At 57.9% G+C, this 13,716-nt stretch carries 13 protein-coding genes and 2 tRNA genes; 9 read left to right on the plus strand and 6 right to left on the minus strand.

All coding sequences use genetic code 11. The features are described 5' to 3' along the window. Window positions 1-17: 17 nt before the first annotated feature. Window positions 18-94 (plus strand) — tRNA-Arg (locus H043_RS0113245). Window positions 95-112: 18 nt separating this feature from the next. Here H043_RS0113245 and H043_RS0113250 read toward each other — a convergent pair. Beyond that, on the minus strand, window positions 113-631 hold the full coding sequence (locus tag H043_RS0113250) for a hypothetical protein (protein WP_027612262.1): 519 nt from the start codon (window positions 629-631) through the stop codon (window positions 113-115). 321 nt (window positions 632-952) lie between these two features. Here H043_RS0113250 and mgtE point away from each other — a divergent pair, with 321 nt between their 5' ends. Both mgtE and H043_RS29120 read left to right on the plus strand, forming a co-directional pair. Further along, window positions 953-2,395 (plus strand): magnesium transporter, encoded by a 1,443-nt coding sequence (gene mgtE, locus H043_RS0113255; RefSeq protein WP_027612263.1) that lies wholly within the window; start codon window positions 953-955, stop codon window positions 2,393-2,395. Between the two features lie 103 nt (window positions 2,396-2,498). Then, a protein-coding gene (locus tag H043_RS29120; protein WP_177325627.1) for an IS3 family transposase occupies window positions 2,499-3,721 on the plus strand; the annotation gives its coding sequence in 2 pieces (ribosomal slippage) (window positions 2,499-2,850 and window positions 2,850-3,721; 1,224 coding nt in all). 118 nt (window positions 3,722-3,839) lie between these two features. Here the strand turns inward: H043_RS29120 and H043_RS0113270 are convergent. Then, window positions 3,840-4,166 (minus strand): Arc family DNA-binding protein, encoded by a 327-nt coding sequence (locus H043_RS0113270; protein WP_003178899.1) that lies wholly within the window; start codon window positions 4,164-4,166, stop codon window positions 3,840-3,842. A gap of 388 nt (window positions 4,167-4,554) precedes the next feature. Here H043_RS0113270 and phnN point away from each other — a divergent pair, with 388 nt between their 5' ends. After that, window positions 4,555-5,124: a phosphonate metabolism protein/1,5-bisphosphokinase (PRPP-forming) PhnN gene (gene phnN / locus H043_RS0113275; RefSeq protein ID WP_027612266.1), complete on the plus strand. Its 570-nt coding sequence runs from the start codon at window positions 4,555-4,557 to the stop codon at window positions 5,122-5,124. On the opposite strand, the gene H043_RS0113280 is transcribed toward phnN, so the two are convergent. Both H043_RS0113280 and H043_RS0113285 read right to left on the minus strand, forming a co-directional pair. Further along, the gene (locus H043_RS0113280) at window positions 5,099-5,278 is read right to left on the minus strand and encodes a PA3371 family protein (protein WP_027612267.1); all 180 of its coding nucleotides are present in this window, start codon (window positions 5,276-5,278) and stop codon (window positions 5,099-5,101) included. The genes phnN and H043_RS0113280 overlap by 26 nt on opposite strands. 20 nt (window positions 5,279-5,298) lie before the next feature. After that, entirely contained in the window at window positions 5,299-5,529 is a 231-nt protein-coding gene (locus H043_RS0113285) for a hypothetical protein (RefSeq protein ID WP_027612268.1), read from the minus strand. 294 nt (window positions 5,530-5,823) lie between these two features. On the opposite strand from H043_RS0113285, the gene H043_RS0113290 reads away from it, so the two are divergent. Next, window positions 5,824-5,900, plus strand: a tRNA-Arg gene (locus H043_RS0113290). An 82-nt stretch (window positions 5,901-5,982) separates the two neighbouring features. On the opposite strand, the gene H043_RS0113295 is transcribed toward H043_RS0113290, so the two are convergent. After that, the gene (locus tag H043_RS0113295; RefSeq protein ID WP_256214202.1) at window positions 5,983-7,326 is read right to left on the minus strand and encodes a lysozyme inhibitor LprI family protein; all 1,344 of its coding nucleotides are present in this window, start codon (window positions 7,324-7,326) and stop codon (window positions 5,983-5,985) included. A gap of 236 nt (window positions 7,327-7,562) precedes the next feature. On the opposite strand from H043_RS0113295, the gene H043_RS0113300 reads away from it, so the two are divergent. The 4 genes from H043_RS0113300 (at window position 7,563) to H043_RS0113315 (ending at window position 12,744) form a co-directional block, all read left to right on the plus strand. Then, window positions 7,563-9,167, plus strand: coding sequence for a tetratricopeptide repeat-containing response regulator (locus H043_RS0113300; protein ID WP_027612270.1), 1,605 nt, complete (start codon window positions 7,563-7,565; stop codon window positions 9,165-9,167). Then, a complete protein-coding gene (locus tag H043_RS0113305) occupies window positions 9,164-9,856 on the plus strand; it encodes a sensor histidine kinase KdpD (protein ID WP_027612271.1) in 693 nt (230 codons plus the stop codon). Before H043_RS0113300 ends, H043_RS0113305 begins: the two co-directional genes overlap by 4 nt. Before the next feature lie 200 nt (window positions 9,857-10,056). Further along, window positions 10,057-11,298 carry a glutamine synthetase family protein gene (locus H043_RS0113310; RefSeq protein WP_177325629.1) on the plus strand — a complete coding sequence of 414 codons (1,242 nt, stop codon included), beginning with the start codon at window positions 10,057-10,059 and terminating at the stop codon, window positions 11,296-11,298. 69 nt (window positions 11,299-11,367) lie between these two features. Beyond that, window positions 11,368-12,744: an MFS transporter gene (locus H043_RS0113315; protein ID WP_027612273.1), complete on the plus strand. Its 1,377-nt coding sequence runs from the start codon at window positions 11,368-11,370 to the stop codon at window positions 12,742-12,744. A 178-nt stretch (window positions 12,745-12,922) separates the two neighbouring features. On the opposite strand, the gene H043_RS0113320 is transcribed toward H043_RS0113315, so the two are convergent. After that, on the minus strand, window positions 12,923-13,669 hold the full coding sequence (locus H043_RS0113320; RefSeq protein ID WP_027612274.1) for a flagellar brake protein: 747 nt from the start codon (window positions 13,667-13,669) through the stop codon (window positions 12,923-12,925). Window positions 13,670-13,716 lie beyond the last annotated feature (47 nt).

The following is a 13,716-nucleotide window of genomic DNA, read 5'->3' on the forward strand; positions in this document are numbered from 1 at the left end:
GTCTAAAAACACAAAATGCACTCGTAGCTCAGCTGGATAGAGTACTCGGCTACGAACCGAGCGGTCACAGGTTCGAATCCTGTCGAGTGCACCATATTCAAGAAGCCCGCGTTTAACGCGGGCTTTTTGTTGTCTGCGATTTGGCTTTTCCTTTCACGCATCCCTTCTCGTCAAAATCGACTTGAGCACTTCGGCCTCTTTTCAGGTCATAGCGATAGCTAGTCGTCGACGTTTGAATATTCACCTTGTCCGGTTTGCCGAGCGCGCTCTCGACATCCTGTTGGCTCATGCCGGCAATCACTCGTTGATTGATGATTGCTGCGCGGCGCTGCCTGGCATCGATCAGGTTGCCGCATTTGTCCGCCAGGCGGCCAACGATGCCCGGTTCACGTCCCCTGATTGTCATACCGGATATTTCCTCATGGTTGTGTTCCGGCATGATCGGTACGACGGATCCGGGCGAGTAAGGGTGAACCTGTTGCTCTGAAAGCTGCTCGTCGCTCGCACAGCTCAGGGTCGTGAAGGTGATGCCGCCGTCGGCAGCCTCGCAGCGGTGAAGGGTGGTGGCGGCTCCAGCGGGTGGCAGGCAGAGCAGGCTGGCGACTACAAAAAGGCATGTTCTGGATAGCATTCGACGTCCTCCATGACGGTCTACGCTCAAGGGTAGCCGCTACATTTTTCAACGCCGGTGTGTTTTCTTTTCAAGATGAGTCGTCGCATCTGCACGGGTCAGGACAGCGCTCAACTTTGTCGCGCAAGCACTTGTTTCGACCGCGATTTTTTAACGTTTAAAACCGTCAGGCGGTGTATCATTGCGCCCGTCAGCCCCGCCGGGGCTTATGGAAAACCTCCATGGACTTACCCAGTAGTTACTCAGTAGCCCGTTTCACCAATCATGAATTGACTGATTGATCCTTCCGGCGTGCCCCGCTGCTGGGAGTGGAGTTCGCCTATGTCAGAAATCGAAGTAAAGAAAACCCAGGAAAGCCTGCAGGATCGCCTGGCTCAGGTCGTTGAGCTGCTGCAGCGCCAGAAGGTCGTCGAAGACCTGACTCATCGCCAGGAAGGCGCGCACCACGACCGGGTCGAGAACCTGGTTCACCGGCAGAACCTCGTCGAGCTGCAACGCAAACTCGATGATCTGCACTCCGCCGACGTTGCCTACATCCTTGAAGCCTTGCCGCTGGACGACCGTCTGACGCTCTGGCAACTGGTCAAGGCTGATCGAGACGGCGACATTCTTCTCGAAGTATCCGATTCCGTTCGTGAAACGCTGATCGCCGACATGGACGATCACGAGCTCCTGGCTGCGGCCAAGGACATGGACGCCGACGAACTTGCTGACTTGGCCTCCGAGCTGCCGCGAGACGTCGTCCATGAGCTGATGGAGACGCTCGACCAGCAGCAACGCGAGCGCGTGCGTTCGGCCCTGTCCTATGACGAGGAGCAGGTCGGTGCGCTGATGGACTTCGAGATGGTGACGATCCGTGAGGATGTCAGCCTCGAAGTGGTTCTGCGTTACCTGCGTCGGCTCAAAGAGCTGCCGGGCCATACCGACAAACTGTTCGTGGTCGATTACGACGGCGTGCTCAAGGGCGTGCTGCCAATCAAGCGTCTGTTGGTCAACGACCCGGAGAAACAGGTTTCTGAAGTCATGGCCAGCGATCCGGTGAGTTTTCACCCGGACGAAGACGCCTATGACGCGGCTCAGGCGTTCGAGCGTTACGACTTGATCTCGGCCCCGGTGGTCGACAAGAACGGCAAGCTGATCGGCCGTCTGACCATTGACGAAATGGTCGACCTGATTCGTGAGGAGAGCGAAAGCGAAGTCCTCAACATGGCGGGTCTGCGCGAAGAGGAAGACATCTTCGCCTCCGTCTGGAAATCCCTGCGCAACCGTTGGGCGTGGCTGGCGATCAACCTCATCACTGCCTTTGTCGCGTCGCGGGTGATCGGTCTGTTCGAAGGCTCGATCGAGAAGCTGGTGGCGCTGGCGGCGCTGATGCCGATCGTGGCGGGTATCGGCGGCAACTCCGGTAACCAGACGATCACCATGATCGTGCGTGCCATGGCGCTTGACCAGGTCAGCACCGGCAACACCTCGCGTCTGATGCGCAAGGAGCTGGCGGTAGCGTTGATCAACGGTCTGGTCTGGGGCGGGGTGATCGGTGTGGTCGCCTACCTGCTTTACGGCAGTTGGTCGCTGGGTGTGGTGATGACGGCGGCGATGACTCTCAACCTGCTGCTTGCGGCGCTGATGGGGGTGTTGATCCCGATGACGCTGGCCAAGATGGGCCGCGACCCGGCGATGGGCGCCAGCGTGATGATCACGGCCATGACCGACAGTGGTGGCTTCTTCATCTTTCTGGGGTTGGCGACGATCTTCCTGCTCTGATTCGCTGCCATGCAAAAGCCCGCCGAAATGGCGGGCTTTTTTGTGCCTGTTGTCGCGTCCTGAATAAGGTTTACACCTTCTGACCAATCTTCAGGAGGATTCAATGGATACCGGAAAAAGGCGGAGCCAGCGCGATTACACGCTAGCTTTTAAATTGTCAGTCGTAGATCAAGTCGAAAAAGGCGAGTTGAGTTATAAAGAGGCTCAACGGCGCTTTGGCATTCAAGGCCGGTCCACGGTACTGGTTTGGTTACGCAAGCATGGCCGACAGGACTGGAGCCAAGGCGCCTCAATCCGAGCGCTGCGGAGCAGGCCGATGACCGACCCCAACCTACCGCTGACACCCGAACAGCGGATCAAAGAGCTTGAAGAACAGTTGGCGCTGAGCAATCAGAAGGCCCAGTTCTTTGAAGCTGTCGTGAACGTCTTGAAAAATGATTACGGTGTGTCCATCGTAAAAAAGCGACCCGGCAAGTCCTCTCGCAAGGGCAAATCCAAGACCTGAGCATTACCAGGGCTTGCCTGTTTATGGGCATTTCGCGCCAAGCGTATTACAAGCGCAACCGAGCCTTTGACGCGAGAGTTTGCCAAGACCAGCAGGTAGTGGAATTCGTTCTGGAAAAGCGTCGGCGCCAGCCGAGGCTTGGGACGCGCAAACTGCACCACCTGATGCTAATTGAAGCCGCAACAGCGCTACGTGTCGGTCGAGACCGCCTGTTTTCCATCTTGCGAGAGGCGCGAGAGCTGGTTCCTCGCAAACGTGCTTATCATAAAACCACGCATAGCCATCATCGCTTCCGCCGTCACCCCAACCTACTCAAAGCTGGCCCGGAACAAGTTGTAGCCAGCAGACCTGAGCAGGTTTGGGTCGCAGACATTACCTATCTCCCAACGCGGGAAAGTGTCGCTTACGTTAGCCTGATAACAGACGCGTACTCACGCAAAATCGTGGGTCATCATGTGCACAGCAGCCTGCATACGGAGTCGGTGGTCAGGGCGCTGCAGAAGGCTGTTAGTCAGCGAAAATCCAATCAACCGCTCATTCATCATTCAGATCGCGGAGCCCAGTATTGCTCTGATTTATACCAACGGATGCATACCCGGCATGGAATCAGGTGCTCAATGACTGACGGTTATGATTGCTATCAGAACGCTATGGCGGAGAGGGTAAATGGGATTTTGAAGACTGAGTTTTTGCTACATCGCCCCAAAGACCTGGCGGATGCAGTGAAAATGGTGGATGAATCGGTGCAAATCTACAACCGGGAGCGGCCGCACTTATCCCTGAAATACAAAACGCCCGATGCGGTGCATCGGGCGTTTTGAGACTGAAACAGGTGTAAACCTATTTCAGGACTAGACATGTGTCTTTATTTGTAGTGAGGGTCAGATTTCAAACAAAAAAAAGCCAGCACTTAAGCTGGCTTGAGATGTTCGGCACAACTCAGGACGCGTCTGCGGCCATCTCGGCGTCGTGAGCGATCAGCGACACCAGTGCGTTCTGTTGACGGTGCGACAGCTGACGGAAGCGTTGCAGCAGCTCACGCTCATGCAGCGAAAGCTCCGGGCTGTCCAGGCGCATGCTCAACTCTTCGCCCAGTGCACCTTCCTGAATAAGACTCTGCTCAAGGCGCGCAATGATTTCGGAGTTCATGCTGCGATGATGATTGCGAGCCACCTCGGCAATGCGTTCACGCATCCCGTCTGGCAGACGTACGACGAACTTGTCAGCCGTACGGCTGGAATAAATTGCCTGTTTCAATGGGCGCATATATTTAACCGGTTAGTTCAGGGGAGCGGTTCTCGGGATTGGCCGCAGGATGTGTGGTAGGACAAGCATCCGCGCCAAATGGTTCAACCTGAATTGTTAAGAGGCCCGCATCATGCCTCAAAATTGCCAGATCATTGGCGTCAATTCTGTGACAAATATTGAGCTGGGTAAAGGCGTAATGCCAGCACCAATTATCAGAAATGCGGACTGGTTTGAAAACTTTGCCTTGGTCCGCATCAATGACCGCTTCCGGGTGCACATCTGTTGATGTCCGAAGACGTCAGAACGTGCATGCTATGCGGCTTTCAATCCTTGTTCCTTACCTGTACAGGATAGTGGCAATTTGCCGATTTACTAGGGCAAACACCCGTTGGAGGGCGTTTTCAGGATGGATGGCAGGCTTATTTATCTGATGGGACCCTCCGGTTCAGGCAAGGACAGCCTGATCGAGGCCGCGCGTGAGCCTTTGCGTGAGTTGAAATGCGAAATCATCCGCAGAGTGATTACACGATCAGCGGAATCGGTGGGTGAGGATGCCATCGGCGTGACGCCCGAAGAGTTCGAGCGACGCCAGCAAGCCGGGAATTTCTCGCTGTCCTGGCAGGCCAATGGGCTGGCTTATGGCATCCCGGCAGAAATCGACGAATGGTTGCGCGCTGGACGATCTGTGCTGGTGAACGGCTCACGCGGCAACCTGCGTCAGGCGCTTGAGCGCTATCCGACGCTGCTGCCGGTGCTGCTGACGGTCAAGGATGAGGTCTTGCGTGAACGCCTGCTCAGACGAGGGCGGGAGACGCCTGAGCAGATCGATGCGAGACTGGCGCGCAATGCGCTGTTCAAGGACAGAAGGGCAACTGACTTGCCCGTGCATCTGATCGACAACTCGGGCGACCTGGCGGACGCCGTCAAGCAACTGCTGGACTTGATCTGTCTTAACGCAGCACCGGATCAAACTTGATCCTGCGCCCGGCCACCAGGGCCAGCACAAACAACACCGCAAACACGCCGCAGCCAATCAGGGGCAGGGTGACTGAGGTTTCCTCGAACAGCGAAAAATGCACAACGCCACTCAATAAGGCGAGGATCAGAAATCCTGCGGCTGATCTGGACATGCTGTACTCCTGAAGATATTTCAAAAAACCAGACGTTCGGTGTCGCGCGTCGGCATTGCTTGCTCAGGCTCATTGACTGCCTGCGCCGCGTAGTCGCTCTGATCGCTCAGCACCGCCAACTGCGGCGCTTTCTGCACCTGCAAATAATGCGGCATACGCTGAGCTACCGGTTCAGCACTCTCTGGAACAAAATGAAAGCCAACCAAAACCGCCAGTGCGATAGCGTTTGCGAGCAGAAGAGTGCTGTTCATGGGGCGGACTCCGTTTGTGCTGTTATGAGAACAGACAAAGCAGCCGTCGTGCCAACAGTCTAACCGCTGTGAAGTCCTTTAAAAACAAGGATTTGGAAGGGTTTTTCACAGGGTGAGGGTTGCATTCTGCAATGATGGCTTTTTGTGGTAGTGCAAATTGCACGGTAAATGTTCCCGCAGCATTGCAAGGCGCCTGCCTACACTTAAAAAGCCCACGGACGACATGACAAATCAAGGGCTGGCCGTTAACATGCACGCCGTCCGTCGCGCCGTCTCCGGCCGCGATAACTCAGTGTCTCAGTAGCTCAATTGGATAGAGCATCCCCCTCCTAAGGGGAAGGTTGGCAGTTCGAACCTGCCCTGGGACACCATCATTCAGAGCCTTGCAACGGTTCGAAAAAAGCCCCGCGCAGAATCATCTAGCGGGGCTTTTTCATGCTCGTGATAAGTGGCTCAGTTCAGTGCTCCGCCGTCGGCCTTGCCAATTGAGGTGCTGACTTCGATCACATGCCGGCGCCCGTTGACTTCGTAACTGCGTCCATCTGCATCAACGTCCGGTTTGCGCAGTGCCAGTTGTGCAAACAAGCCATGTTTCTCGTCGTAGCTGCCAAACCAGTCAACCAGTTTTCCGATGTAGCATTCATTACCGATAATCACCGGCAGGTCGAAAACATCTTCCACCGAGTAATGCACCGGGCCGTAGCTGTAGTAATCGCTATCGCCTGCGCCTGTTGCAGGAATCGGGCAAATAGGCATGCGCTGAGTGTCCGGTTTAGGGGGGCGTGCTTCGTTCGCCTTGGTGATTGCCTGATTGAGCGTTAGCCGCAGATCAGGTTCCAACTCAAAGGTGCTGGTGCCGTCATCCTTGTGTTGGGTGGTAGGCACGTTCAAGTAGTAGCCATATCGCACGGTTACGGTGGGCACTTCACGGTTGATCTTCAACGGATTGAGCAAGTAGATGTGATCAACGCCGTAGGCACCGTTGCGGTAGGCGAGGTAAATATTGCCCCGAGCCTTGATCCAGTACGCCGATTGGTTGGCTCCGCGATCATTGGTATAGAACAGCGCGCTTTCAGGCTCAGGAGACCTTTTGACAAAATGGTCACCGTCTCGGCGCCAGGTTTCCACGTAGGTAAACATGCCGGTGCCACCGGCGTAAGTCTGGACGATCAGGTCTCGTTGCCCGTCGCCGTCCATGTCCAGCAACGAGTAGGAGGTTTGACCGGTTTCTGCTGCCGCATCGATTTCGGTGGCGGTCAATGCCTTCCATTCATCCGGTGTAACGTCTTTGGGAATCGAAGCTGGAAAGTGCGTTTGCTCGCTGGGGTTTTCTTTGTCGGAGTCGCCTGAAAACGATGTCTCTTCAGAGTTGAAAGCCAGTGAAGCCAGCACTCGTTCAACCGCCACCTCGCGATTGCCGCCCTCGCTGGCCGCCTGAATGCTGCGTTGCAGATCTTCCAGAACCTGTTTGTCGATGTCGGTCGGTCTGTGCGCAACGGCATCCATCTGCTGCGCCTGTAATAACTTCAACCGGCCACGATAACTTTGTTCAAGGCAAGCAATATCCGCTTCGCACTGATTACGTGTCTTGAGCCACAACCGTTGTGTGCGCTTAAGTTCAGATTGCTCATCACCGGAGATCTTCATCAGCTCCCGATAAGCCGCACCCATCTGCGCATCCAGCGCATACAACCCTTTATCCGCACAGACAGCCTTCTCCACGGCACTCGCCGCTTTCGCACAATCCATTCCGCCCGCCATCGCCTGCTGGAAAAACAGCAGCGCACAGGCGGACATGATGCAACGTCCTTTGATGTACACGAGATAAACCTTGTAGGGGGAAAAGGTGAGTCGGTGCGCAGGTTAATCGCTGCGCGAGGAATCTTGAAGTGTCCGCTTCAGAGAACGTCACTTGTGGCCGATAACCCACTCGGTGACTTAAAAGTCGCGTGAAATCGCTTGATAGCATTTGGCCGGCAGCTATCATCTGCGCGCCTGAAATTGCCCTCACTTCAATTGCCTGGAAATCCTCGATGCTGTCGTATCACCAAAAGAGTTTTCTGATCGTCGATGATTTCTCGGATTTCCGCAGTTCCGTACGCTCGATGCTGCGTGAACTGGGGGTCAAGGATGTGGATACCGCCGATACCGGCGAGCAGGCGCTGAAGATGTGTGCGCAGAAGTCCTACGATTTCATCCTGCAGGATTTCCACCTCGGCGACGGCAAGAAGAACGGCCAGCAGGTGCTGGAAGACTTGATGTCGGAGAAGCTCATCAGCCATGAAGCGGTGTTTGTCATGGTCACGGCCGAGACCAGTCAGGCGATGGTGCTCAGTGCGCTGGAGCACGAGCCGGATGCTTACCTGACCAAGCCGTTCAACCGCTCCGGTCTGGCTCAACGCCTGGAGCGTCTGGAGCAGCGCAAGACGTTGCTCAAACCGATTCTGCAAGCCCTTGATCGTGGTAAACCGGTCGAGGTGCTCAATGCCTGTATTGCGCTGTGCAAGCAGGACATCCGTTATTCGCCGCTGTGCCTGCGTTATCGCGCCGATGCGCTGCGCGACATGAACCAGAACGAAGCCCTTGAACGCCTCTACGACACCATCATTGCTGATCGGCCGTTGCCGTGGGCGTTTGCCGGGCTGGGCAAGTTGCTGTTCAAGCGTGGGCAAGTGGCGCAGGCCAAAGATGTTTACGAAAAGGCGCTGAAAGTGTTCCCGATGATGCCGGCGCTGTACGACGGCATGGCCGATGTGCTGGTCGCCGAGGGCGATACCAAAGGCGCGCAGCGGGTGCTGGAAGAGGCGATTCGTTTGTCGCCGCTGGCGGTGCGCCGGCAGGCGTTGCTCGGCAAACTGGCGATGGCCAACGAGGATTTCGACACCGCGTCCCGGGCCTATCGTCAGGCGGTGGCGCAGGGCGCGCAGTCGCGTTTCAAGGACCCGGAAAGCAACCTCGGTCTGGCCCATGCCCTGATCAGCAAGGGCAGTGAGCGCGGGCTCGACACGCGCACGCGGCTGGAGATCAACACCACGCTCAGCGCCGTCGCCAAAGAGAACCCGTCTGACCCCGGCCTGCAGATTCGTGCGCGGCTGATGAAGGCCACCAGTCTGCTGCTCAACGATGCCGAGACCGCCGACAAGCTTACCGAGCAAGCACTGATGCGCCTCGACGGCATGGAACAGTTCATGAGCCCTGAAGCGGCGCTGCTGGTCGCCAAGCAATTGCAGATGCTCGGTCAGGCCGAGGCGGGCACTTCGATGCTCAAGAGCTGTGCGGAGATCTACGGTGACGATCCGGCGGTGATGAAAGACATCGCCAAGCTCACCGACGACCCGACTATCCTCAGTTCGAGCAACGCCGCCGCCGACCTCAACCGTCAGGGCGTGCGCGTGTACAAGACCGGCAATCTGGTGGAGGCCCGCGAGGTGTTCCGCAAGGCGCTGAAGATGCAACCGAAGAACATCAGTATCGCGCTGAACATGGCCCAGTCGCTGCTGCACGGCACCGACACCAGTGTGCCGTCGGCGGAGCTGGAAGAATGTCGGGCCTGCCTGAAAATGGTCGGCCTGATGCCCGACACCGACGCGCGTTATGCGCGTTATCAGAAGCTGAAAAGCAAGGCGTTTGGCGAATGAACCAAGACGAGCAGGCGCTGGATTTCTCCACGGTGATCGCCTCCACCGTTCACGACATGAAGAACTCGCTGGCGATGCTGATGCAAGCCCACAGCCAGTGGCTGGCGCGCTTGCCCGAAGCGCAACGCGGTGGGGCGGAGCAGGGTGTGATCGACTTCGAGTTCGCCCACCTCAACGGCATGCTGGTGCAACTGCTTGGACTGTACAAGCTCGGCGTCAACCAGTTGCCGCTGCAACCGGCGTATCACGAGCTGGATGATTTCATTGAGGCGCAACTGGCCGCGCATCAAGAGGTGTTCGCCAGTCGCGGGATCATTGCCACCTACGAAGTTGATCCGCTGAGCCCGCTGGGTTTCTTCGATCGCGAATTGGTTGCGTCAGTGCTGGGCAACTGCATCAACAACGCGATTCGTTATGCCCGCGAGTCGCTGCTGATTACCGTCAGCGACGAGGCCGGGCAACTGGTGTTGAGCATCAACGATGACGGCGACGGTTACCCGGCAGCGATGCTCGAGCGTCAGGCTGATTACGTGCAGGGCATCAATCACGGCAGCGGCAGCACCGGCCTGGGCCTGTATTTCGCCAATCGCATTGCTGCTTTGCATCAGCGCAATGGCGTGGTCGGGCACACCGAGATTCGCAATGGCGGACCATTGGGTGGCGGGGTGTTCAGCCTTTATCTGCCGTGACTCGGGTTTTTGTTTGACGCTGCTTGATATTCCGAACAGCCGGAGCCTATTTTGTACGGGTCGCCGCTTGCGGCTCGCACAATAACAAGGATTGCGTCATGACAACCGATGGCCAGCGTTCACTCGCGCAGCGACTGACCGGCATTGATGAGATTGAATGTGTCACGCCGGATTTGAACGGCGTGCCGCGCGGCAAGGTGATGACCGCCGAGGGTTTCCTCGAAGGGCGGCGTTTGCAGATGGCGCGGGGAGTGCTGCTGCAATGCATCATGGGCGGTTATCCGCCGGCGCGGTTTTACGGCAGCGATGACGGCGACCTCGCGCTGGTGGCCGAGCCGAGCATGATCCATCCCCTGCCATGGAGCGACGAGCCACGTGCCCTGGCCATCTGCGATGCCGACGAACTGAGCGGCGAGAGCTCCAACCTGTCGACCCGCGGTCAATTGAAGAAAGTCATTGCCCGGTACGCCGCACGCGGTCTGGCGCCGGTAGTGGCGACCGAGCTGGAATTCTTCGTCTTCGCGCCGAACACTGATCCGACCCAGCCGTTCCGTCCGCCAGTCGGCCTCGACGGACGTCGCGAGGATGGGCAGTCGGCCTTCAGCGTCAGTTCCAATAACGGTCTGCGGCCGTTCTTCAGTGAAGTCTATAAATGCATGGCCGCCCTCGGCCTGCCGCGCGATACCTTCATGCATGAAATGGGCGTCAGCCAGTTCGAGATCAATCTGCTGCACGGTGATCCGCTGTTGCTCGCCGATCAGACCTTCCTGTTCAAGCACCTGCTCAAGGAAGTCGCGCTCAAGCATGGTCTGAGCGTAGTGTGCATGGCCAAGCCGCTGGCGCACACGCCGGGCAGCTCGATGCACATCCACCAGAGCCTGGTCGAGATCGCCACCGGCAAGAATGTGTTCAGCGACGAGAGCGGCCAGCCGACCGCAATGTTCCGCCATTTCATCGGTGGGCAGCAGGCGGGCATGTCCGATTTCACCGCGCTGTTTGCGCCGAACGTGAACTCCTATCAGCGTCTGTGTCACCCGTATGCGTCGCCGAACAATGCCTGCTGGTCGCACGACAACCGCGCCGCAGGGCTTCGGATTCCGGCCAGTTCGCCGGTGGCTCGACGCGTGGAAAACCGTTTGCCTGGCGCCGATGCCAACCCGTATCTGGCGATTGCCGCGAGTCTGGCCGCCGGCTTGCATGGCATCGAGCATGAGCTGGAGCCGAGTGCGGCGATTCAGGGTGAATTCGAAGTGCCGGAGAATCTTTCGCTGCCGTGTACCTTGCATGCCGCGCTCGAGCGTCTGAAACGTAGCCAATTGGCCAGGGAACTGTTCGGACAGGAGTTCATCGAAGGCTACATCGCTTCGAAGACCATGGAGTTGACCAGCTTCTTTGATGAAATCACTCCCTGGGAACGGCGTGTTCTAGCAGCCCAGGCCTGACTAACTGTCGCCGTCGGGCTATCGTCTTGATAGTCCGATACTCACTGCAAGGAGCCGCTCGGAACGCCGATGCGCCAAATCTGGAAATCCTTTCGAGCGCTGTATTTCGCCTCGCTGATGATGTTGATCGGCTCGGGCCTTCTATCTACTTATCTGGCATTGCGCCTGGCTGCTGACCATGTCGACGGACTGTGGGTCGGTGCGCTGATGGCGGCCAACTATTTCGGCCTGGTGCTGGGCGGCAAGATCGGTCACCGCTTGATCGCCCGGGTCGGACACATTCGAGCGTATTCGGCGTGTGCCGGGATCGTCGGCGCGGCGGTGCTTGGGCATGGCCTGGTCGACTGGCTGCCGGCATGGCTGGTGCTGCGGACCATCGTCGGTCTGGGCATGATGTGCCAATACATGGTGATCGAGAGCTGGCTCAACGAGCAGGCCGACGCCAACCAGCGTGGGCTGGTGTTCAGCGGCTACATGATCGCTTCGTATCTGGGGCTGGTGCTCGGTCAGTTGATTCTGGTCATGCATCCGGGCCTCGGCCTGGAGCTGCTGATGCTGGTCGCCCTGTGTTTTGCCCTGTGTCTGGTGCCGGTGGCGCTGACCCGCCGGATTCACCCGGCGCCGCTGCATCCGGCACCGATGGAACCGCGCTTCTTCATCAAGCGCGTGCCGCAGTCGTTGAGCACGGTGCTGGGCGCCGGCTTGATCATCGGCTCGTTCTACGGTCTGGCGCCGCTGTATGCGTCGCAGCAGGGGCTGTCGACCGAGCAGGTCGGTCTGTTCATGGGTAGCTGCATTTTTGCCGGGCTGCTGGTGCAGTGGCCGTTGGGCTGGTTGTCCGACCGTTATGACCGGGCGCTGCTGATCCGCTGCTTCGCCGGGTTCCTCGCGGTGGCGGCGTTGCCGTTGGCGATCCTGCCGCAGGTGCCGCTGGAAGTTCTGTTTGTCGTCGGGTTCATGTGTTCGCTGGTGCAGTTCTGCCTGTATCCGTTGGCAGTGGCGTTCTCCAACGACCACGTCGAGGGCGATCGCCGGGTGTCGCTGACGGCGATGCTGCTGGTGACTTACGGTGTCGGCGCCAGTATCGGGCCGTTACTGGCCGGTGTGCTGATGAAGCTGTTTGGCAGCCAGAGTCTGTACGCGTTTTTCAGTTTCTTCGCGCTGGTGCTGGTGTGGCGCATCCGCCCGAAAGCGGTGACCAATCTGCATCAGGTCGACGACGCACCGCTGCATCACGTGGCGATGCCGGACAGCATGTCCAGCTCGCCGTTGGTGGCAGCACTCGATCCGCGAGTGGATGAGCAGGTGGTGCAGGAGCAGATGCAGACCACGGTTACGCCAGAACCGGAGCCAGAACCCAAAGTGCAGCCTGAAGCGGCGGTGGAAGCTGATCCGGCTGATGAGGGGGATAAACCAGCACCGGACATCAGTGGGGCCAGACCCTGAAATGTGGGAGCGGGCTTGCTCGCGAAGGCGGCGTGTCAGCCAGCATCAATTTTTAATGTCGGGCCGTATTCGCGAGCAAACCCGCTCCCACAATGGATCTCCAGTCGCCGCGAGATTCAATCGCGCATAAAAAAGGGCAGTCCCGCCAAGGACTGCCCTTTCTATTTGCCTGTAGGAATTACAGATCGTCTTTATCGAACCGGCGTGCTTCACGCTGCAACTGATAGACGAAGCGTTCGACGTTGCGCGCCGCCTGGCCGCTGATGTTGTGGAAACGCAGGCCGGCGAAGGTGATGTTGAGCTTTTCTTCGAAGTGCAGATAACGCAGTTCGACCGAGATCGGTTGATTGCCAAACAGCGGGGTGGCGATCATGCGGTCGTAGACCTGGCCCAGTTGCAGGCGGTCGGTGATGTCGCCTTCAAAGCGCAGCTTACAACCGGTGGCGGAAATATCCAGCAGTTTGCCGTTGATCGGCGCCTTGAGCTTTTCGCCGCCGAGTTCGACGCTGACCAGGTCAGTCAGCTTCAGGGCTGCACGAAAGGCGTTGCGGCGCTGGTGGTAAACCACTTCGGTCGGCAGTTCGCCGGTGTAGAAGCGATCGCCCTCGGACTCTTCAATGTTCAGCTTACCGGTGCATTCCCAGGCGATGCGCACGCCCTCGTGGAAGCCTTCGACCTTGAACGGTTCGCCCGCCTGCAGAAAGCGCTCGCCATCGCGCGGGATCATTTCGTCCAGGGCAATCGTTGCGGTTTCGCGGTCGACCTTGATCAGGTAGCTCTGAAAGCGCTGGCTGCGCTCGTGGAACGTGATGATCAGCGGATCGTGGCTTTCTTGCAGCTGGCGCAGGTTGCTGGAGATTTCCAGGGGCGTGGTCAGCACCTTTGGTGGCTGCGGACTATCATCCGCGCTTAGGGCGTTTGGCACGTTTTCTCAATCTCCAGACAAAATTTGACTACGACTAGCCAGCATTT

The organism is Pseudomonas sp. URIL14HWK12:I6 (genome assembly GCF_000514195.1).
Lineage (GTDB): Bacteria > Pseudomonadota > Gammaproteobacteria > Pseudomonadales > Pseudomonadaceae > Aquipseudomonas > Aquipseudomonas putida_A.

Excerpts from the sequence above, each read along its gene's own strand:
- phnN (WP_027612266.1), top strand. The coding sequence starts at position 4,555 with ATGGATGGCAGGCTTATTTATCTGATGGGACCCTCCGGTTCAGGCAAG.
- H043_RS0113315 (WP_027612273.1), top strand. The coding sequence starts at position 11,368 with ATGCGCCAAATCTGGAAATCCTTTCGAGCGCTGTATTTCGCCTCGCTG.
- H043_RS0113300 (WP_027612270.1), top strand. The coding sequence starts at position 7,563 with ATGCTGTCGTATCACCAAAAGAGTTTTCTGATCGTCGATGATTTCTCG.
- H043_RS0113270 (WP_003178899.1), bottom strand. The coding sequence starts at position 4,166 with ATGCGCCCATTGAAACAGGCAATTTATTCCAGCCGTACGGCTGACAAG.
- H043_RS0113295 (WP_256214202.1), bottom strand. The coding sequence starts at position 7,326 with ATGTCCGCCTGTGCGCTGCTGTTTTTCCAGCAGGCGATGGCGGGCGGA.
- mgtE (WP_027612263.1), top strand. The coding sequence starts at position 953 with ATGTCAGAAATCGAAGTAAAGAAAACCCAGGAAAGCCTGCAGGATCGC.
- H043_RS0113250 (WP_027612262.1), bottom strand. The coding sequence starts at position 631 with ATGCTATCCAGAACATGCCTTTTTGTAGTCGCCAGCCTGCTCTGCCTG.
- H043_RS0113310 (WP_177325629.1), top strand. The coding sequence starts at position 10,057 with ATGACCGCCGAGGGTTTCCTCGAAGGGCGGCGTTTGCAGATGGCGCGG.
- H043_RS0113280 (WP_027612267.1), bottom strand. The coding sequence starts at position 5,278 with ATGTCCAGATCAGCCGCAGGATTTCTGATCCTCGCCTTATTGAGTGGC.
- H043_RS0113285 (WP_027612268.1), bottom strand. The coding sequence starts at position 5,529 with ATGAACAGCACTCTTCTGCTCGCAAACGCTATCGCACTGGCGGTTTTG.
- H043_RS0113305 (WP_027612271.1), top strand. The coding sequence starts at position 9,164 with ATGAACCAAGACGAGCAGGCGCTGGATTTCTCCACGGTGATCGCCTCC.